General features: G+C 38.6%; 19 protein-coding genes. 16 read left to right on the top strand and 3 right to left on the bottom strand.

Going from position 1 to position 17,970, the window contains the following annotated elements; translation table 11 throughout:
- From L4C33_RS06175 to L4C33_RS06110, 14 genes are all read left to right on the top strand, one after another.
- A partial coding sequence (locus tag L4C33_RS06175; protein WP_428811566.1) for an oligosaccharide flippase family protein occupies positions 1–1,013 on the top strand: 1,013 nt, incomplete at its 5' end.
- A 32-nt stretch (positions 1,014–1,045) separates the two neighbouring features.
- Entirely contained in the window at positions 1,046–2,227 is a 1,182-nt protein-coding gene (locus L4C33_RS06170) for an O-antigen ligase family protein (protein WP_428811565.1), read from the top strand.
- On the top strand, positions 2,202–3,074 hold the full coding sequence (locus L4C33_RS06165) for a glycosyltransferase family 2 protein (protein WP_428811564.1): 873 nt from the start codon (positions 2,202–2,204) through the stop codon (positions 3,072–3,074). The genes L4C33_RS06170 and L4C33_RS06165 overlap by 26 nt, the downstream gene beginning before the upstream one ends.
- 2 nt (positions 3,075–3,076) lie before the next feature.
- Entirely contained in the window at positions 3,077–3,871 is a 795-nt protein-coding gene (locus L4C33_RS06160; RefSeq protein WP_428811563.1) for a glycosyltransferase family 2 protein, read from the top strand.
- 19 nt (positions 3,872–3,890) lie between these two features.
- Complete coding sequence (locus tag L4C33_RS06155) at positions 3,891–4,343, top strand: hypothetical protein (protein WP_428811562.1); 453 nt, start codon at positions 3,891–3,893, stop codon at positions 4,341–4,343.
- Complete coding sequence (locus tag L4C33_RS06150) at positions 4,340–4,810, top strand: glycosyltransferase (protein WP_428811561.1); 471 nt, start codon at positions 4,340–4,342, stop codon at positions 4,808–4,810. The genes L4C33_RS06155 and L4C33_RS06150 overlap by 4 nt, the downstream gene beginning before the upstream one ends.
- Positions 4,811–4,817: 7 nt before the next feature.
- Positions 4,818–6,665 (top strand): acyltransferase family protein, encoded by a 1,848-nt coding sequence (locus tag L4C33_RS06145; RefSeq protein ID WP_428811560.1) that lies wholly within the window; start codon positions 4,818–4,820, stop codon positions 6,663–6,665.
- 86 nt (positions 6,666–6,751) lie between these two features.
- Positions 6,752–7,333, top strand: a complete 582-nt coding sequence (locus L4C33_RS06140) for a GDSL-type esterase/lipase family protein (protein ID WP_428811559.1) — start codon at positions 6,752–6,754, stop codon at positions 7,331–7,333.
- A 33-nt stretch (positions 7,334–7,366) separates the two neighbouring features.
- Positions 7,367–8,035, top strand: a complete 669-nt coding sequence (locus L4C33_RS06135) for a hypothetical protein (RefSeq protein WP_428811558.1) — start codon at positions 7,367–7,369, stop codon at positions 8,033–8,035.
- Positions 8,035–8,433, top strand: a complete 399-nt coding sequence (locus L4C33_RS06130; protein WP_428811557.1) for a VanZ family protein — start codon at positions 8,035–8,037, stop codon at positions 8,431–8,433. The genes L4C33_RS06135 and L4C33_RS06130 overlap by 1 nt, the downstream gene beginning before the upstream one ends.
- Before the next feature lie 63 nt (positions 8,434–8,496).
- Entirely contained in the window at positions 8,497–9,000 is a 504-nt protein-coding gene (locus tag L4C33_RS06125; protein WP_428811556.1) for a hypothetical protein, read from the top strand.
- 83 nt (positions 9,001–9,083) lie between these two features.
- Entirely contained in the window at positions 9,084–10,472 is a 1,389-nt protein-coding gene (locus tag L4C33_RS06120; RefSeq protein ID WP_428811555.1) for an O-antigen ligase family protein, read from the top strand.
- Positions 10,465–10,908, top strand: coding sequence for an arsenate reductase/protein-tyrosine-phosphatase family protein (locus tag L4C33_RS06115; RefSeq protein ID WP_428811554.1), 444 nt, complete (start codon positions 10,465–10,467; stop codon positions 10,906–10,908). Before L4C33_RS06120 ends, L4C33_RS06115 begins: the two co-directional genes overlap by 8 nt.
- 87 nt (positions 10,909–10,995) lie before the next feature.
- Positions 10,996–11,409: a hypothetical protein gene (locus tag L4C33_RS06110; protein WP_428811553.1), complete on the top strand. Its 414-nt coding sequence runs from the start codon at positions 10,996–10,998 to the stop codon at positions 11,407–11,409.
- A gap of 123 nt (positions 11,410–11,532) precedes the next feature.
- Here the strand turns inward: L4C33_RS06110 and L4C33_RS06105 are convergent, their stop codons facing one another.
- The 3 genes from L4C33_RS06105 to L4C33_RS06095 all read right to left on the bottom strand — a co-directional run bounded on the left by L4C33_RS06105 (position 11,533) and on the right by L4C33_RS06095 (position 15,642).
- Positions 11,533–12,969 (bottom strand): phosphohexomutase domain-containing protein, encoded by a 1,437-nt coding sequence (locus L4C33_RS06105; RefSeq protein ID WP_428811552.1) that lies wholly within the window; start codon positions 12,967–12,969, stop codon positions 11,533–11,535.
- A gap of 68 nt (positions 12,970–13,037) precedes the next feature.
- The gene (locus L4C33_RS06100) at positions 13,038–14,480 is read right to left on the bottom strand and encodes a mannose-1-phosphate guanylyltransferase/mannose-6-phosphate isomerase (RefSeq protein ID WP_428811551.1); all 1,443 of its coding nucleotides are present in this window, start codon (positions 14,478–14,480) and stop codon (positions 13,038–13,040) included.
- 64 nt (positions 14,481–14,544) lie between these two features.
- Entirely contained in the window at positions 14,545–15,642 is a 1,098-nt protein-coding gene (locus L4C33_RS06095; protein ID WP_428811550.1) for a mechanosensitive ion channel family protein, read from the bottom strand.
- 237 nt (positions 15,643–15,879) lie between these two features.
- On the opposite strand from L4C33_RS06095, the gene L4C33_RS06090 reads away from it, so the two are divergent.
- Together L4C33_RS06090 and L4C33_RS06085 are read left to right on the top strand one after the other, a co-directional pair.
- Positions 15,880–16,536 (top strand): potassium channel family protein, encoded by a 657-nt coding sequence (locus tag L4C33_RS06090; RefSeq protein ID WP_428811549.1) that lies wholly within the window; start codon positions 15,880–15,882, stop codon positions 16,534–16,536.
- A 12-nt stretch (positions 16,537–16,548) separates the two neighbouring features.
- A complete protein-coding gene (locus L4C33_RS06085) occupies positions 16,549–17,916 on the top strand; it encodes a TrkH family potassium uptake protein (RefSeq protein WP_428811548.1) in 1,368 nt (455 codons plus the stop codon).
- Positions 17,917–17,970: the final 54 nt, after the last annotated feature.

Here is a 17,970-nt window from a genome sequence, read left to right as displayed (position 1 = left end):
GGCTGCTGTTTTATATATTAACCTGGTTCGCATTATCTATTTATTTGTTTTCTTCATTAGAATTTGAAGATGCTTTGCTTGTATCACTTATATGCTTGTCAAATGTTTTTTTAGGCATTGATATCTACCAGTTTTACCTAAATGGTTCCCTAAAATCAAAGTTGAATGCTACAGCCTCGATGAAAGCAAAACTCCTTTCAATGAGCTTCAGAACCATATTTGTACTGCTTGGTCTTAATGTATGGTGGTTTATTGTCCCTCTCCTAGTTGAAGGTTTAGTAATTTATTCATTGAAGCATCGAGCTCTAATTAATGACATTCATAATATAGACATTGAGAAATCAGAAGTAAGGAAAGAGTATTACTCTATAGGAAGATTGTTTTTCTTATCTAGCCTACTTGTWTACATATATAGCAAGTCTAATGAAATTTTCTTAAAAGAGATATCAAGTTTTGAAGATGTTGGAATTTATAGTATAGGCGTTGTTCTTTCAGCATCATGGATATTTATCCCCCTTTCTATCGGTACTTCTTTTTTAACACATGCGAACAAAAAAAGTAAAGATGAACTATATACATTGACATACTTTGTTATGTTTATGTCGTCTTTCCCTATCCTGCTATTTATCTATATGCTAGCTGGGTCTATCGTTGACTTAATTCTGGGTGACAAGTACATGGAACTTGTTGATATTCTACCAATTATGGCACTATCTTCATTTTTCAGTTGTTTGGGATTTATTACAAACCGATATGTGAGTGTACTTGACTCATCCGGTAGGTACATTTTGAATAAAGTTGCCATTACTGCCTTTTTTAGTGTGTTCTTAACATATATCCTTGTTAGTAATTATGGGCTAATTGGTGCGGTTATTTCATTATTAGTTATAGAATTTAGCAATGTAACTATTGGAAATTACTTCTATGGGAAAGGCAAAGTTTTTAGAGTTCAAATAGAAGTCCTGCTTTTGAAGCGAAATCTAGAACTACTTTTTAAAACTTTGAAATCCTAATTTACCCTTTATGAACATTTCGGTAGTTATTAATGTACATAAGTAGCATAAAAGAACTTAAACAGTACAAAGTCAATGTCATCATTGGAGTGGTTTTTCTATTTTTTGTTCTAGGAATAAGCTCAAGATATATACCAAATGCTCACCTTGTTCAAAAGTCAGTATTGCTGTTTACTTGTATTGCATTAATAATTAACTTGGGTTTTGATAATAAGTATAGAGCAAACTTTTTTGTTTATATTGGAATTTCAGTGTTTTGTTATCTTTTATCAGATCAAAACTACGGAAGTGTCAAACTATCAGTGTTTATTAAAGCTTTAGTCGGGTTTAGTCTCTTATACGTTATTTTAATGGTGGATTTTGGGCCTCGTATACGATCTTTATCAACAGCTTTTGTTCTTTTACCCATTTTCATGGTTATCTTTTCTTTGATGGCTAACCTAGTTTTTAACGTTCCTATTAGTAGTTCTAATGGTAGGTTTGGTGCGGGGCTTTCTAGTGCTCACTTTGCATTTCTAATGTATTTTGTTGTTGTTTTTTTAGTATATGAAAGCTATTCGTCAAATAGGTTAAACCTGTTTCTTCTTTCTTTTTCATTCATTCTACTTTTATTGTCTGGAAGTCGGGGACCTTTAATCGCAGCTCTGATACCAATGGTTTTATTATTAAAGTTTGTTCGATATAAGAGTATTGCGACAAAGCTAATCATAATGTCTCCACTTGCAATGTTAGTTATTGCCAAGTTTGTAATGTCAATAATTGAACGTACTAAGCTGAGTACATTTGAAGGTGGTGGAGGAATTAATTTGTCAGGTAGGGAGTTTGCCTGGGAATACTTCCTTAATCAAATTCAAGGAAGCAATTTTTTTGGTGGAACCTTAGGAGCTATCACTCAAATTACGGAAGGTGTTAAGGAATTTAATCTTTATCTATTCACAGTGCCTCACAATGAATTTATTAGATTCTATATTGAATTGGGGATAGTAGGGGTTGTTGTTTTTTTTACTAATATATTTAGTGTTTACTTGAAAACATACAAGCTGTCCAGTTATAGAACGAGGCGATTCTTGAGATATATGTTTTTTGGGTTTTTTATACTAACTGTCTTTGATAACTCATTAAGTACACTTCAATCCTTCGTGCCTCTGGCTTTACTTTTAAAGTACATAAACTTTCGTGAGTCGAATAATGAACAACACAGCAATTCAGGATAAGGTTTCCATATATATACCAACCTACAATAGAAAAGATTTATTAATAAGAGCTATAAACTCGGTACTAGGGCAAAGCCATAAGAACCTTGAAGTCATAGTCGTTGATGATAACTCATCTGATGGTACAGAGACTATTATGAAAACGATGGTCAATGAAGATGATAGAGTCGTCTACTTAAGAAATACTAAGAATAGAGGTGCATGTCACTCTCGGAATCGCGCGATTGAAATAGCGACTGGGAAATTTGTTACAGGCCTAGACGATGACGACTATTTTTTGCCGAGTCGTATTAGTGACTTTATTAATGAATGGAACACTCTAGGTGAAAATGTTATCGGGTTATATTCAAATAAATCGATAAAATTGGGTGTTGAAAATTTCATAAAATCGTCGACAAAGGAATATAGTCACCTTGAAGATATAATGGTAGCAAACTCTGTAGGTAACCAAATATTCACATTAAGGAGTACTTTCAGTAATACGGTGAAATATGATGAAGGGCTAAAGTCTTGGCAAGATCTTGATATGTGGATAAATATATTATCTAGTTATAAAGGGACATGCCTAAAGAATACTGGTTGCTATAATTACGTTCTCGATAAAAGTCATCCTCATGAAAGAATCAGCAGCCCAAGAGTAGATAAGCACCTTTCATCATTAGGTAGAATATCTGGAAAATATAGCCTTTTAAAACGTCAATCTTCTTTGCTTAGGTGTCAAGCCTATGTATATAACGCAAGGAGTATTGGTTTACCCAAGCTTTTATCCGATGTGATAACTAGTCGAAGTTTTTACGTGGCAGGTCGGATGGCAAAATACTATATTACGAATAAAAAGAGTCACTAATTATGAATATCCTAATGATGTCGACATGTATATTAAACGATGAAAATATTAGTGACGTTTTATCAATGATTGATTCTTGCAAAAATCAAAAAGTATCTTATTCACTAGTTATTCTTCTTCAAGGGAGTCAAGAGTTTTACCAAGAAGAAATAGATAAAGTCAAATCAGACTGCTTTGTTATTTATTCTGCAGAAGTTATCTCATTATCAAAGGCACGGAACAAGTTACTTAAATACTCAATAGAAACCGGGCTTTTTGAAAGTTGTGATCTTGTGACTTTTCCTGATGATGATTGTTGGTATCCCGATAATTGTCTTTCTAGTATATTAAAAGTATTTGATGAAAGCACGGAACTTGATCTTCTCGTTTGCCGATACGCGAACGAGACGACCGAGCTAAACCAGAAAAATATAAAAATCTTGTCGGTTAAGGAGTTAATTAGTTTCGGTTCGTCTGTCACCTTATTTTCTCGAAAAAAATTGGTAGATACGCACCACTTTTTTGACGAATCTCTTGGTATTGGATCCCCAAATAATGGAGGAGAAGATCTTGATTTCTCACTACGTGCTTACAGTAAAGCAAGGAAGTCCATATTCATTAATAGTGCGTTAGTTGGCCACCAAGATAAAGATAATTCAACCAAACACCGTTACTTCCAAGGCGCGTTTAAGGCTTTAAGAAAAAATGTGAAATTACACCCAATGTACGCTTTCTACTTAATAAGAAAATCGCTAGTCGGTATCYATTATGTTGTTAAATATAAAATGCCAATCAGGATGTTTATCAGCGCACGTTAAATTAAATGGATTTAAGATTATGAGTCGTAAAAAAGTATTATTACTAGCTTCCCCTGGCGGACATTTTGTTCAGTTGAGTCTGTTGGCCGAATGCTTACAAGAGCATCAAACCGTTGTTGTAGGTACGTATAGTGAAATGCCCAAATTTATTACAGCGAAAAAATATTACTCAATTACAGATTTTAGTCGAGATGATTTCTACAAAGCTTTTCAGGTTGCTTGGCAATGTTATAAAGTTTTAAGGAAAGAAATGCCTGATCTAGTCGTTACGACCGGTGCCGCACCTGGTCTAGTGATGATTTTTGTAAGCAAATTGTTTCGCAAGAAAGTCGTATGGATTGACAGCATTGCAAATTCTAGAAAGTTGTCAATGTCGGGAGCCATTGCTCAGAAGATTGGAGCCAATGTTATCTCTCAATGGAAAGACGTTTCACAGTCGTCTGGTAATAAATACTATGGAAGGCTTATATGATTTTCTTAACCGTTGGGACTCAGCTTCCATTTGATCGCTTAGTGAGCACTGTGGACAACATGGCAGCAGATCTAAATTTAGAAATCGTCGCTCAAGTAGGTAGCGGGAAGTACCAACCTAAATGCATGAAGTTTCACGATGTTATGGAACCAGATAGCGTAGATGAAATGTTTAAGGCTTCATCTGTGATCATATCTCACGCAGGAATGGGGTCGATAATTAATTGTCTTAGGCTGAAAAAACCAATTATTATTTTTCCTCGTTTAAGTAAGTTTGGTGAACATAGGAATGATCACCAGATGGATACATTAAAGTCGTTCTCTAATGTCGCTGGCGTATATGTAGCGCAAGATGAATCAACATTACGAGATCTACTTTCTCGTGTAAATGATTTATGCCCATCAAACGGACTTGAAACACCAGAGCGAGACTCATTGGTAACATACGTTAATAGCCTTATCGATTAGATTTATTATGTCAAAAATTAATTATCGTCCCGATATCGACGGGTTGAGAGCGATCGCTGTGATTGCTGTCGTAATATTTCATATAGACCCATTATACTTACCTGGAGGGTTCCTAGGGGTCGATATTTTCTTTGTTATATCAGGCTTTCTTATTACAAGTATTATATATAAAGATGTAGAGAAGGGGACATTTAGCTATAAATATTTTTACATCCGAAGAGCTAAAAGAATTTTTCCACCTTTGTTTTTTATGGTGGCATTGGTCCTTGCTGTCGGTTATGTTGTTTTACTTCCCTATGATTTCTATAAAGTAGCGATATCTGCACTGTCGGTCCTATTTTTTGCATCAAACATGCAGTATTCAATAAGAACTGGAGACTATTTTTCTAGTGATTCTAGTGAATGGCCACTCTTACACACATGGTCACTGTCAGTAGAAGAACAATACTATTTTATACTTCCAATATTATTGGTTTTAATATTTAAATTTATCAGAAATAGAAGCGTGTCTATTTTGGTATTTATGGCATGCATTAGTTTTGTCTTGGCCGAGTGTATGTCACGGAGTGAAAGTTTTTCGGCAGTTAGTTATTATTTAATTCTATCCAGAATGGGGGAGTTACTGCTCGGTTCAATACTGGCGATTTTGAAGTATAAAGAATTAATCGCAGACAATAAATCAAACGTTCTGTCTTTTTTGTCTTCTATTATTGTTTTATTCCTGATGTTTTATGTCGATAAATCCTTTGTATTTCCTGGTTTTTGGGCTTTAGCTTTATGCCTTCCAATATTTGTTATCCTTAATAGTCGTGGTACTGTTGTAAATAAACTACTTTCGCATCGTTACCTTGTTTATGTCGGGTTGCTTTCTTACTCAATTTATCTATTTCACTGGCCTGTACTAGCATTTTTTAGGTATGTATTGAATACCGATGGGAACAGTTCTGATCTTTCTTTTTCTACCGAACTATTAGCAGTATTGGTCATCATTTTCATTAGCTTGCTTTCTTATTATGTTATAGAAAAGCCGGCAAGGTTCGCTCAGTTATCTTCTTTGAAGATAACTAGTTTCTATTTTGTACTTCCTAGTACAGCCGTAGCTTTGGTTTGCACTATTGTAGTAATGAACAATGGCCTACCAGAAAGGTACTCTTCTCCTTTGGTTGATGCTAACTATCAGTTTAATCATATCGACAAAGGGGCTTGTCCGTCCTTAGTCAATTTGGACTGTAGAGGTGGTAAGCTAGATGGTGAAAAGAAAATCGTGTTTTATGGTAACAGCCATGCTGAACACTATTTCAAATATGTTTCCTTAATGGCAGAAAAGTTCGACTATAAAGTTAGCCTGTTTGCATCAGGCGGATGCAACATGAACAAGAACACGTCGAAATGTAAGATGGTAAATGATGCGTTTATTGATGCTCAGCCATCTGCTGATCTACTCCTCATTGCATTTAGGTGGGATAGTTCTTACAAAAACCAAGAAATTTTGTCTAGTTTAGAAGCTTTAGTCAGTCGTTCTGTGGAGAAGGGACAGCGAGTCGTTGTGTTAGCTCAACCTCCACTACTTAACGAAAATCCAGCAAAACTGTTTAACTGCAAAAACATAAACATCAGTTGTAGTGATGCAATTGAGCTTTCAGATAGTTACCCAATCTACAATGATGAAATTAAAAAAGTAGTGTTGAATAGTGGGGGGGAGTTTTTTGACCCATTTAAGTTCGTGTCAAATGTTGGTATTTATAGCGAACAGGAAAGGTTATTTTATTCTGATCGAGACCATCTTTCTGTATATGGTAATGAATGGCTATTCTCTAAAAACCATTGGGATTCTAGTCAGGTCATTTTCCAGTGAGATATCCAGTTATTTTTTTCATATCTATTTTTCTTATATATATGATTCCATATGTTTACTACCCTACGCTAGGGCTTATTCGAATAGTGATAACTCCAGACCCCGCTAAGTCGACACACTACTTAAAGAGAGTAGAATATCTTAATGAATTAGAGTTAAAAGGGAATATGATTTTTATTGGTGACAGCATAACTTCAAACTTTCACCTTAAAGAACACTTTCCTGATTTAGATACGATTAACCTTGGTATTCCTGGTGAGACAACCTCAACGCTGTTATACAGAATTAAGGAATATGATCTATCATTGCCATCTAAAGTGATGCTGATGATCGGTGTAAATGATATAGGGCGTAGTGTTAATTTAGCGAAGTTTAGTGAAAACTTTGAGAAAATCATACGAAACCTATCTATTTGTGATTGTGATATTTATGTTTACTCCATTTTGAACTCCAGTGAGTTTAAAAGGGATAATAATCAGATTGACCTGTTTAATAGGTACTTGGAAGAGAGTAATGCGAGTTTTGGTTATACTTATATCGATCTTAATCGTGAATTAAACAGTCAGAAAATTACTATTCATACAAGCGATGGGCTTCATATAAGTGATGACTCATATAATGTTTGGCGTAATGTAATTAATAGAGAAATATTCAATGTTCCTATGTGATTGTACCTCGATTTATATAGGGCTAGGTGATTTATGTTAGGTCGATTAGGCACTACTTTTATTATCATTATAAGCATTTACCTTGCTTTTTCTGGCCTTCAAGGATATTTGGCCAGTATGTACTCCCTATCTGTAGAAAAATCTCTTCGAGATCTCTCTCTCAATGGAGCCGAAGCCCAAGAGATAGATTCGGTTCTGGACTCTACAAATAAAATGATTCTTTGGGACAGTCGCCATCCTTACTACATGTCTCTTGCTGCATCTGTTTATACTTGGAAAGGATATTCTAATAGCGGAATAGAAATACCAATTAGTGATCCTTTATTACTGAAAGCAGCACTCAATTTTGAATCTTTGTCTATGGGGTTACGACCTACTTGGAGTGATTCTTATGCTCAACAAGCTCGAAGACTTAGTGCTAAAAATCGTTCTATCTCCGATATCCAAAAATATCTGAGTTACGCTCAAGTCTACGGTCCTTACGAGCGTTCCACTGCATTAGCTACCCTTGAGTTGTAYTTTAAATATTGGAATGATCTAGATGTAGAAGAGAGAACGACTGCTGCTCGATTTTTCTTGGAATATCAAAAGTTTGGTTTAAGTCGTGCGGATTTGAACGTGATAATTTCCACAATACCAAATAAGGGGCTACCTTGTGGTATCGCAACTTTTAACGGTCTGAATATGAAGGCATGTAAGTAATGCATTCATTTTTTAGTACTCGACTTTATGTACTGATTGTAGTCATTTCCATCGGCTCTATTGCATCCTTGGCGAAGACGTTCGATACTTTTTCTTCGCCTGTTTTAGCTTTGGAAACCTTATTGGGCGGAGACATTGTATTGCACTTCGTCATTAGTTTTTTATTGGGGTTGACTGCCGTCTGGGTCACTCCGCCCAATTATCGATCTAGCCCACTTCCTATTACTAACTACTTAGTCTTATTCGTTTTGATTTTAGTGTCAATCGACGAGCTCTCACAGCTTTTTAGCCTAAGTCGGCAGTTTTCGTTCGATGATATGTTAACCAATACTCTCGGAATTATTGGTGGGGMAACTTTCATGAACTTCTTGAGTTTTCTGAGGAAGCTTCCCCTTTAGTACAGTGCCGCTTAAATCTTATTTTTTAATTAGTGCGGTTTTTTAATTCATGTAGGAGGTTATATGAGAATAAAGTTGTTGTCGGTAAGTTTTGCATCACTGCTGTTTTTATCGACGGCTCCAAGTCATGCGAATACTGAACAAGAATCAACTCGACTTGAAACATATATGGCTCAAAGTAACTTGTCGTCAGTTGAGCTGATAGAGGATCTTCTTCTTCAGTTTCCCGAACTTGTATCGACTGTTGTAACAAGTGTTTTGACACAAAGCCCTGAGGATGTCGTTGCTATTGTGTCGAAGTCTTTGGAAATATTGCCAGAGGCAGCAGAGCAAATAATTTTGGCTGCAGTTTCAGCTTTGCCTGAGTCAGCTTCTCAGATAGCCGAAGTTGCGAGACTTGCAGGAGTTTCAAATATTACGATCACGGAAGCTGCTTTGATTGCTGGTATTGACCTTGCTGAAGTTTTGGAAGCAACGGCTGCTGGTATCGTTGACTCAGTACCGACTCCGACCGCTCCAGTAACTGGTGGAAATGGCGGAAATGGCGGCGGTATCTCAAACAGTTAAATGTTCGAGATCTTCCATCTAAATAAAGCCCAAACAATGTTTGGGCTTTCTTTTTACTTATATTGGATAACATTTAGATTGCTATGATTAAGTTAGAACAGGCGTGTTTAATTAGTTTCCTCATTTTGATTTGTTGGTTGCCCATACCGTTAGCGAGCAATCGCACGTGGGCGCTTTCGGTTGCCGAAATGTGGATTGCTCTTCAATCTATCACATTGCTAGTTTCGTATAAGTTTGACTTACCATGGCATAGAGTTAAGCGATTCAAGTGGCTTTTGATTCCACTTGGCGTATTTCAAGTGTGGGTTWTCATTCAGTCTCAGCCCTTACCTGCGGAATGGTTGTCTGTTATTTCCCCGAATGCTTATTTGATATTCAACTCCCTTGGTCTTGAAAGTACTTCTATTTCCTTAGATAGACACTTAACTTACCTCAGCTTTTTAAAAGGCTTGAGTTACTTCCTATTTGCTTTGAACGCTGTGTTGCTCATTAACACTGTTAATCGCATCAAATGGATTTTGACGATAGTCGTTGCCAGTGGCACTTTTCAAGCTTTCTATGGTGCAATGACAGTTCTGCTCGGATTAGAAACAAGCTTACTATTCAGTTTCGAAGAAAAAGGTCTAGCAACCGGAACTTTTGTTTACAAGAACCACCTAGCTAACTATCTCATGCTTTCTTTGTCACTAGGAGTTGGTTTGATCGTTTCTCAATTGCATGCCAGCGAGTCTGGTTCTTGGGATGTCAGAATCAAACGCTGGGTTACCGCTATGCTTTCTTCGAAAATGATCATTAGATTGTGTTTGGTGATTATGGTCATAGCGCTTGTAATGACTCGTTCACGGATGGGAAATACAGCATTTTTTATAACAACGGTTGTAGCCGGTTTGTTAGCTTTGGCGTTCTATAAAGATCGCCCTCGCGCACTCACAGTTATGATCGTTAGTATTTTGGCTATCGACACATTAGTTGTGGGGACAGTTTTCGGTCTCGGTAAAGTGAAAGAAAGACTTGAAACGACATCAATAGAAGCGGAAACCCGAGATCAAGTAGTAGAATGGAGCCTTGAAATTATTAAGGATTACCCTATCACTGGCACGGGGATGGGGAGCTTTTATTCGACATTTCCTAGTTATACTCAATACAATGTTGGCTTTTACGATCATGCTCATAATGAGTATGTTCAATTTGCTTCCGAAGCTGGAATCCCCGCAACTTTAATGCTTGGTGCAACAGTATTATATGCATTGTGGATGGCGTTTTCATCAATGAGAACGCGTAATAGCCGAACCCTAAAAGGAACAGGGCTTGGCTGCATTATGGCTATTTTGGGTATGCTGATTCATATTTCTGTAGATTTCAATCTTCAGCCTCCGGCCAATGCTCTCACTTTTATTTTGATATTGGTGCTAGCTGTTGCAAGTAAACATATGTCAGTAAGAATTGAAAAGCCTAGAGAGAATAATGTTTAATAAAATCTTGGTTGTGTGTATGGGAAATATTTGTCGCTCTCCTATGGGGGAGGGGTTGTTAATCAAGCTTTTACCAGATAAAAAAATTTGTTCAGCTGGAATATTAACAGAGAGAAGTGGCTTGGTTGGTGAATCGGCTGCTCAACATGCTGTTGATGTCGCGAAGCTGAATGGAATTGAACTAAATACCCATAAAGCAAAGCAGCTTACCGAGGCACTTTGCGCACAATATGACTTAATTCTGGTCATGGAACGAGATCATGTCGAGCAAGTATGCAAGATCGCGCCAACGGCTAGAAGTAAAACATTACTATTTGGGCAGTGGCTAGGTGATAATTTGATTAATGACCCTTATATGAAAGATCGAATAGCATTTGAAGCCGCGTTTGAGATACTTGAAAGGTCGGCTAAAAGCTGGGTAAGACGATTAAGCTGAGCTTGAACTATTCTAACTTTTATTATTGAGTACGCCGTACCTTTGCGTTTTAATAAAACAACGTTCAGTTATTCGGGTATCAATATTATGGGTTTCAAATCTACGTTGTCAGCTTTTACTCTTGTCGCTATAGGTAGTTTTTCTACACCAGAAGTTCAGGCCGCTCAAGGCTTTACCCCAGAACAGCTTTGCAAGGCTGGTTTATCTCTCGCTACTGATAAAAAACCTCGTGCGATCAAAGTAAGCTCGGGAAAATCGAATCAATGGATTTTGCTCGATGTTAAAGATGGCAGTAAAGATTGGGATTACCGTTGCAAAGTTAATCGAGGCAATAAAACAATAAAGTTGGACGCTCGAGACACTAAGCGTAATGATAAATTCCTAGGGCAAGCGATTCGTTACGATGTGGCTGATGCGCGAAGAAGCGTAAAAGTTACGATGAAAAAACGTAAGGGAAGTGGTGTCATTAATGAAACTTACACAGCAATGCAATTAAATTAGTCGCAGCGTTACTGCTTAGAAATGTAGATATAGATTTGTAAAATGGCGTGCCCCTAGGGGCACGCCATTTTCGTATTTAATTAGCGCATCGCTTTACAGCGAGCTAGGTGACAATTCGCTTTGTCACTCATTCAATAACGACAACAACTGTTGAGTGCGTTGCTGCATAAGTGTGTAACAACCTTTAGACTCAACGTTCAGTCTTAGCAAAGGTTCGGTGTTAGACTTTCGTAGGTTGAATCGCCAATCCCCCATGTCGATACTAATCCCGTCTGTTTGGTCGACCGTTCCGCTTTTATATGTTTCTAGAACTTTAGACATTACCTTATCAACGTCTTCGACTTTTCTGTTTATCTCACCAGAAGATGGGTATTTCTCTATATAACCTTGAGTAATTTTAGTGAGGCTTTTCTGGGATTGAGATACTAACTCTGAGATAAGCAACCATGGGATCATACCAGAATCACAATACCCAAAATCTCTGAAATAATGATGGGCACTCATCTCTCCCCCGTAGACAGCATCAAACTCTAGCATCTTCTCTTTGATCAACGAGTGCCCAGCTTTCACCATACGTGCTATTCCATTATTTTGGGCGACGATATCAATCGTATTCCAAATCAGTCTTGCATCATGAAGTATGGTTGAGTGGGGCTCTTTCTTTAAAAATGCTTCTGCGAGTAGCCCTACGATATAGTAACCTTCAATATACTGTCCTTTCTCATCAAACAAGAAACAGCGGTCGAAATCTCCATCCCATGCAACACCAAAATCGGCTTGATTCTCTCTCACAGCATTGCTAGTAGCTTGACGGCATTCTGGTAGCAGTGGATTGGGGATACCATTTGGAAAGGTTCCATCGGACTTATGATGGATTTTGATTAATTTTACTGGGATGTTCAGTGTGTTGAATTGAGCTTCGAGCTGATCTAAAACTATGCCTGCTACACCATTGCCTGCATTGACCACAATAGTTAGAGGGGTGATATTCGAAGGGGTAACGTAGCTGAGCAGGTGCTTTATATACTGGTTATTGCTAGTGAGAAGTAGGTCGTTAGGAGGAACTACGAGAGATCCTCGTTGCGTAACTTCTAAAAAGATCCCAGCTTCTACAAGCTTTTGTATATCACTAAGACCCGTATTTTTACTAATAGGTTTCGCATTCCTACCAACCAACTTCATACCGTTATAATTGATTGGGTTGTGACTAGCGGTAACTTGAAGTCCACCAAGTGTCTTTAAAGTTTGGACAGAAAAATAGACTTGTTCAGTTCCTGTAATACCTAGGTCGACAACATCGAGTCCTGAATCTAGTAACCCGTCAACCAACGAATTTTTATACGATTCTGAGGTGAGTCGATTGTCTCTGCCAATGGCAACAGATTTTGATGCAGCTTCAATTTGTTGTTCTTTATTTATCGTTGATTTAGCAAGATCTTCAAGTAAGTAAATACCAAAAGCTCTTCCGATTTTATAAGCGATGTCATTATCAATTTCGTCATCAATGATGCCCCGAATATCGTTGTTTTYGAAACATGTTAACGTTGGGCGAACATTCATTAATGACTCCGAGTTTTTCATTCTAAATTTAAATTTTTGAGTTGTGAAACTACTGTTTTACGACGATGCTATTCATTATGATCGGCTCGACCATAGTGGTCATCATAACGGATAATGTCATCTTCGCTCAGGTAACTGCCTGTTTGCACTTCAATCATTTCTAGTGGAATTAAACCAGGGTTTTCTAAACTATGGATGTGGCCAAGCGGTATATACGTGGATTGGTCTTCACTAATTAATAGGGTTTTCTCTCCATTTTTTACTTTCGCGATTCCTGCTACCACTACCCAATGCTCAGCTCTATGGTGGTGCATTTGCAAGGACAGTTTGTGCCCCGGTTTTACGGTGATCCTTTTCACTCGATCTCGTTTCCCACTATCGATAACGTCATATTTTCCCCAAGGGCGATAAACCTCTCTATGGTGAAGGTGTTCACTTCTGTTCGCGAAAGATAGCTCTTTAACAATGTCTTTCACATTCTGAACTTGATCTTTAGTTGAAACCAAAATTGCATCTTTTGTTTCTACAACTATCAGATCATCTATCCCTACTGTTGCTACCAATTTGTTTTCAGAATGGATGTAGTTATTTTTCGAGTTAACGCAAATGACATCGCCTTCAGCCACATTACCGCTGTGATCTTTTGGGCTGACCTCCCAAAGCGCCGACCATGAGCCAATATCATTCCACCCAGCATTCATAGAGACCACAATTGAGTGGCTTGTTTTTTCCATTACGGCGTAGTCTATAGAGTCACTTGGACATAACTTAAATTGCTCATTATTGATACGAATAAAATCTAGATCGCTAGTATAGGATTGTACTGCGGTGCTACATACGTTGAATATGGCTGGTGAGTAGATTTCTAGTTCATTCAGGTATTGAGATGCCTTGAACAAAAACATCCCACTGTTCCAAAGGTAGTCCTTAGAATCAAGGTAGCGCTGTGCGTTGGTTTTGTCTGGCTTTTCAACAAAGCTTTCTATGTCGAATATACCTGCTTGAGTCTCTGATCCACTATCTAGCTTGTTTCCTTGCTTGATATAACCATAGCCAGTTTCTGCTTTTGTTGGTGTGATTCCAAAAGTGACTAGTCTATCTTTACGAGCGTAGGGAAGTGCATTTCGGACAGAATGTTGGAACGCAGATATATCGGAAATATGATGATCGGCGGAAAGAACTAGCAATGTAACGTCTTCATCTGGATATCGACTTTTGGCATAAAATGCAGCTAAGGCGATAGCCGGAGCGGTATTACGTCCAACAGGCTCCAGTAAGATACCTRAATGTTTAAACCCTGCCGAGCGCACTTGTTCTGCGGCAATAAACCTATGCTCTTCATTACAAATGATCAAGGGGGCGTGAACGTCTAGCCCTGATAGGCGAGAAAGCGTTTGTTGTAGCATAGAGGATTCACCAGCTACGTTTAAGAATTGCTTTGGGTAGAGTTCACGGGATAAAGGCCAAAGGCGGCTACCAGTGCCGCCCGCCAAAATGACAGGTAAGATCATAATAATAGAGGCTTCGAGGTGTTGTTAAACCTATAGTATCAGAGTCCTGCTATTGTCTGCTTGATTATCTGTCTTGGTGCGAAAGCTCTAGTCCATGAGACTGAGGCTCAACTTTTAGTGTTTGTGTTGGATAAGCGATATCAGCGCTGTTACTTTTTACAATATCTAAAACTTGAAGCAACACGTCTTGCTTTACTTCGTGGAATCTCACCCAATTCACGGTTCTAGTAAATGTATAGATAAAGAAATCTAAAGACGAATTACCAAAGGCATTAAAGTTAACAATTAATGTTTGCTTGGCATCAATATCCGGATGATTCTCCAACATTTCTTTTACTTGATTGACTATGTCATCTAGCTTATCGGCATCTTGATATCGCAAGCCAATCGTTTCATAGATACGTCGATTTAACATGCGCGATGGGTTCTCGACCACAATATTACTGAATACCGAATTTGGCACATATAGCGGTCTTTTGTCGAATGTACGAATGATGGTCATGCGCCAGCCTATGCGCTCTACTGTGCCTTCGATATTACGATCTGGCGAGCGTATCCAATCACCAACCTTGAATGGGCGGTCAAAGTAAATCATCATTCCGCCAAAGAAGTTAGATAACAAATCTTTAGCGGCTAAACCAACTATTAAACCACCTACACCACCAAAAGTTAGCAGACCTGACAGGCTTAAACCAAAGGCTTGCATGATCGTCAGAGCACCAATCACTAAGAAAAACAATCGCGCAACTTTTGCTATGGCTTGAACGGTCGTTTCATCTCGCTTCTTGCTATCGAGAATATAGCCTTCAATGTTGTTGATCAGTCGCATCGTGATCCAAACAAAGATGCTTATGACTAAAATGAGCTTGAGCGTACTTAACCAATTAATCTTGGCACCCATTTGATCTTGTAATACAAAGCCGAGAGAAACGGTTGCAGGCCAACACCAAATGAGAGTGCTAACTGGTGCTTTTAGTGCATCTAATAGTAAGTCATCCCAATGAAAAGGGGTTTTTTCGGCAAGAACAGTTAAGCGACCTTGAATGATACGCCACGCTATCCAAGCGAAAAAACTCGCTATTGTGATGAAAAGGACGTTATACCCCCACTCGTTATTATGGGTGTTCATATAAGTTTGAATCTGAGCTATCAGGTCATTCATAGTGTGTACTGCCGCAAAAATTATGAAGTCGAAATTAGCAGAAATTAACGTTGTTCTCTACCTTTATAAATCAAGTGATTAGAGCTAAATGAAGTAACGAATATCTCAGCTCCTTGGGGAAGTACTAAGTCATAGTACAGTTAAATATAAATCATATATTTGATTTATATAATGGTAAGGAGCAGACTGATCTGATCATTGTAGTACAGGTTTGTACTGTTCAAAGTAGGATTTAAGATGAGTGATAAACAGTTTGCAGTCATTGGGTTAGGTCGATTTGGCCTATCAGTTTGTAAAGAGCTACAAAGCTCAGGGGCTCAAGTTCTCGCCGTTGACCTAAACGAAGAACGAGTCAAAGAGGCTGCTAGTTTTGTTTCACAGGCGATTGTCGCTAACTGTACTAATGAAGAAACGATAACTGAGTTACGTCTTGATGAATATGACATGGTTATGGTGTCTATTGGCGCAGATGTAAATGCTAGCATACTCACAACACTGGTGGTTAAAGAGACAGGTACTAAAGCTGTGTGGGTTAAAGCTAACGATAAGTTCCATGCCAAAATATTAACTAAGATAGGAGCTGACCACGTTATCTTACCTGAGCGAGACATGGGGATCCGTATTGCCCGTAAGATGCTAGATAAACGAGTGCTAGAGTTTATAGAGTTAGGTAGTGGATTAGCTATGACCGAAATCGTCATTGGGCATAAGTTTTTAGGAAAGTCGCTCTCAGATCTTCATTTGTGTAAAGAAGCTGATGTTCAAGTTCTCGGCTTTAAACGTGGACCTAACCTGATTAAAGCCCCTGATTTGGAAAAACAATTGGAAATCGGAGACGTCATTATTGTTGCTGGGCCAAAAGATACATTGGCTCGAAAACTTCGCAGTATGTAGTGGGCGCAGCGTATGAATCCGTTCCAACGACGAGGTTTGTTTTATTCTTTAAAACAAGAGAATAAACAGAAACAAAGCTCAGAACCAAAGATCATCCTCACCAGTTTTCTGGGAGTGTTGATACCTTCCGCTATCTTACTCACTTTGCCTGTATTTTCAGTTACTGGACTTAGCTTTACCGATGCTTTGTTTACTGCAACTTCTGCAATCAGCGTTACGGGTTTAGGTGTGGTGGACACAGGGGAGCATTTTACTCTGGCAGGAAAGGCCTTATTGATGTTTTTGATGCAAGTTGGTGGCTTAGGGCAAATGACCTTATCTGCTGTGCTGCTCTATATGTTTGGTGTCCGGCTTAGCTTGAAACAACAAGCGCTGGCGAAAGAAGCGTTAGGACAAGATAGAAAAATTAACCTTCGGAATTTGGTAAAAAAAATTATTATCTTTGCCCTTATCGCTGAGTTCGTTGGTTTCGTATTATTGTGTTTCCGGTGGGTACCGGAGCTAGGTTGGACGACAGGGAGTTTTTACGCTCTTTTCCACGCTATTTCCGCTTTCAATAATGCTGGTTTTGCGCTTTTTTCCGATAGCATGATGGGTTTTGTAGATGACCCTTTGGTGATCTTTACGCTATCAGGTTTGTTCATTTTCGGTGGTCTAGGGTTCACAGTTGTGGGTGACCTTGCCAGTAATTGGCGAAAAGGTTTTAATCACTTGCACCTACATACCAAGATAATGTTAACAGCAACACCTACGTTGCTACTTGTTGGTACAGTCATGTTCTGGTTGCTGGAAAGGTCCAATCCAGCAACGATGGAAGACTTGTCCGTTCAAGGGCAGTGGCTTGCAGCTTTTTTCCAATCTGCAAGCGCACGAACAGCTGGCTTCAATAGTGTAGATTTAGCTCAATATACCCAGCCCGCACTGCTGGTTATGATCGTGCTAATGCTCATAGGGGCGGGGTCTACTTCTACTGGTGGGGGGATCAAAGTGTCGACTTTTGCGGTCGCGTTTGTCGCTACATGGACTTTCCTTCGTCAGAAGAAGCACGTGGTAATGTTTAAGCGCACAGTGACATGGCAGGCTGTCACCAAATCTTTGGCTATCATTGTGGTGAGTGGGGCATTGCTGACAACAGCAATGTTTTTGTTGATGCTGACAGAACAAGCGGCTTTCGACAAAGTAATGTTTGAAGTGATATCAGCATTTGCAACAGTCGGTTTAACCGCTGGCTTAACTGCCCAGCTGTCTGAACCCGGTAAGTACATTATGATTGTCGTGATGATTATCGGTCGAATTGGCCCTTTAACTTTAGCGTATATGCTTGCTCGGCCTGAACCGTCTTTACTTAAGTACCCTGAAGATACGGTTTTGACGGGCTAAATTGAACAAGCCAGTGAAGTGTTATCTTCACTGGCTTTGTTTTTTAACTCAAAC

It is taken from the genome of Vibrio makurazakiensis (assembly GCF_050337375.1).
Classification (GTDB): domain Bacteria; phylum Pseudomonadota; class Gammaproteobacteria; order Enterobacterales; family Vibrionaceae; genus Vibrio; species Vibrio makurazakiensis.
Note: the sequence above shows the minus strand (reverse complement) of the source record. Positions and strands in the feature narration are given on the sequence as shown.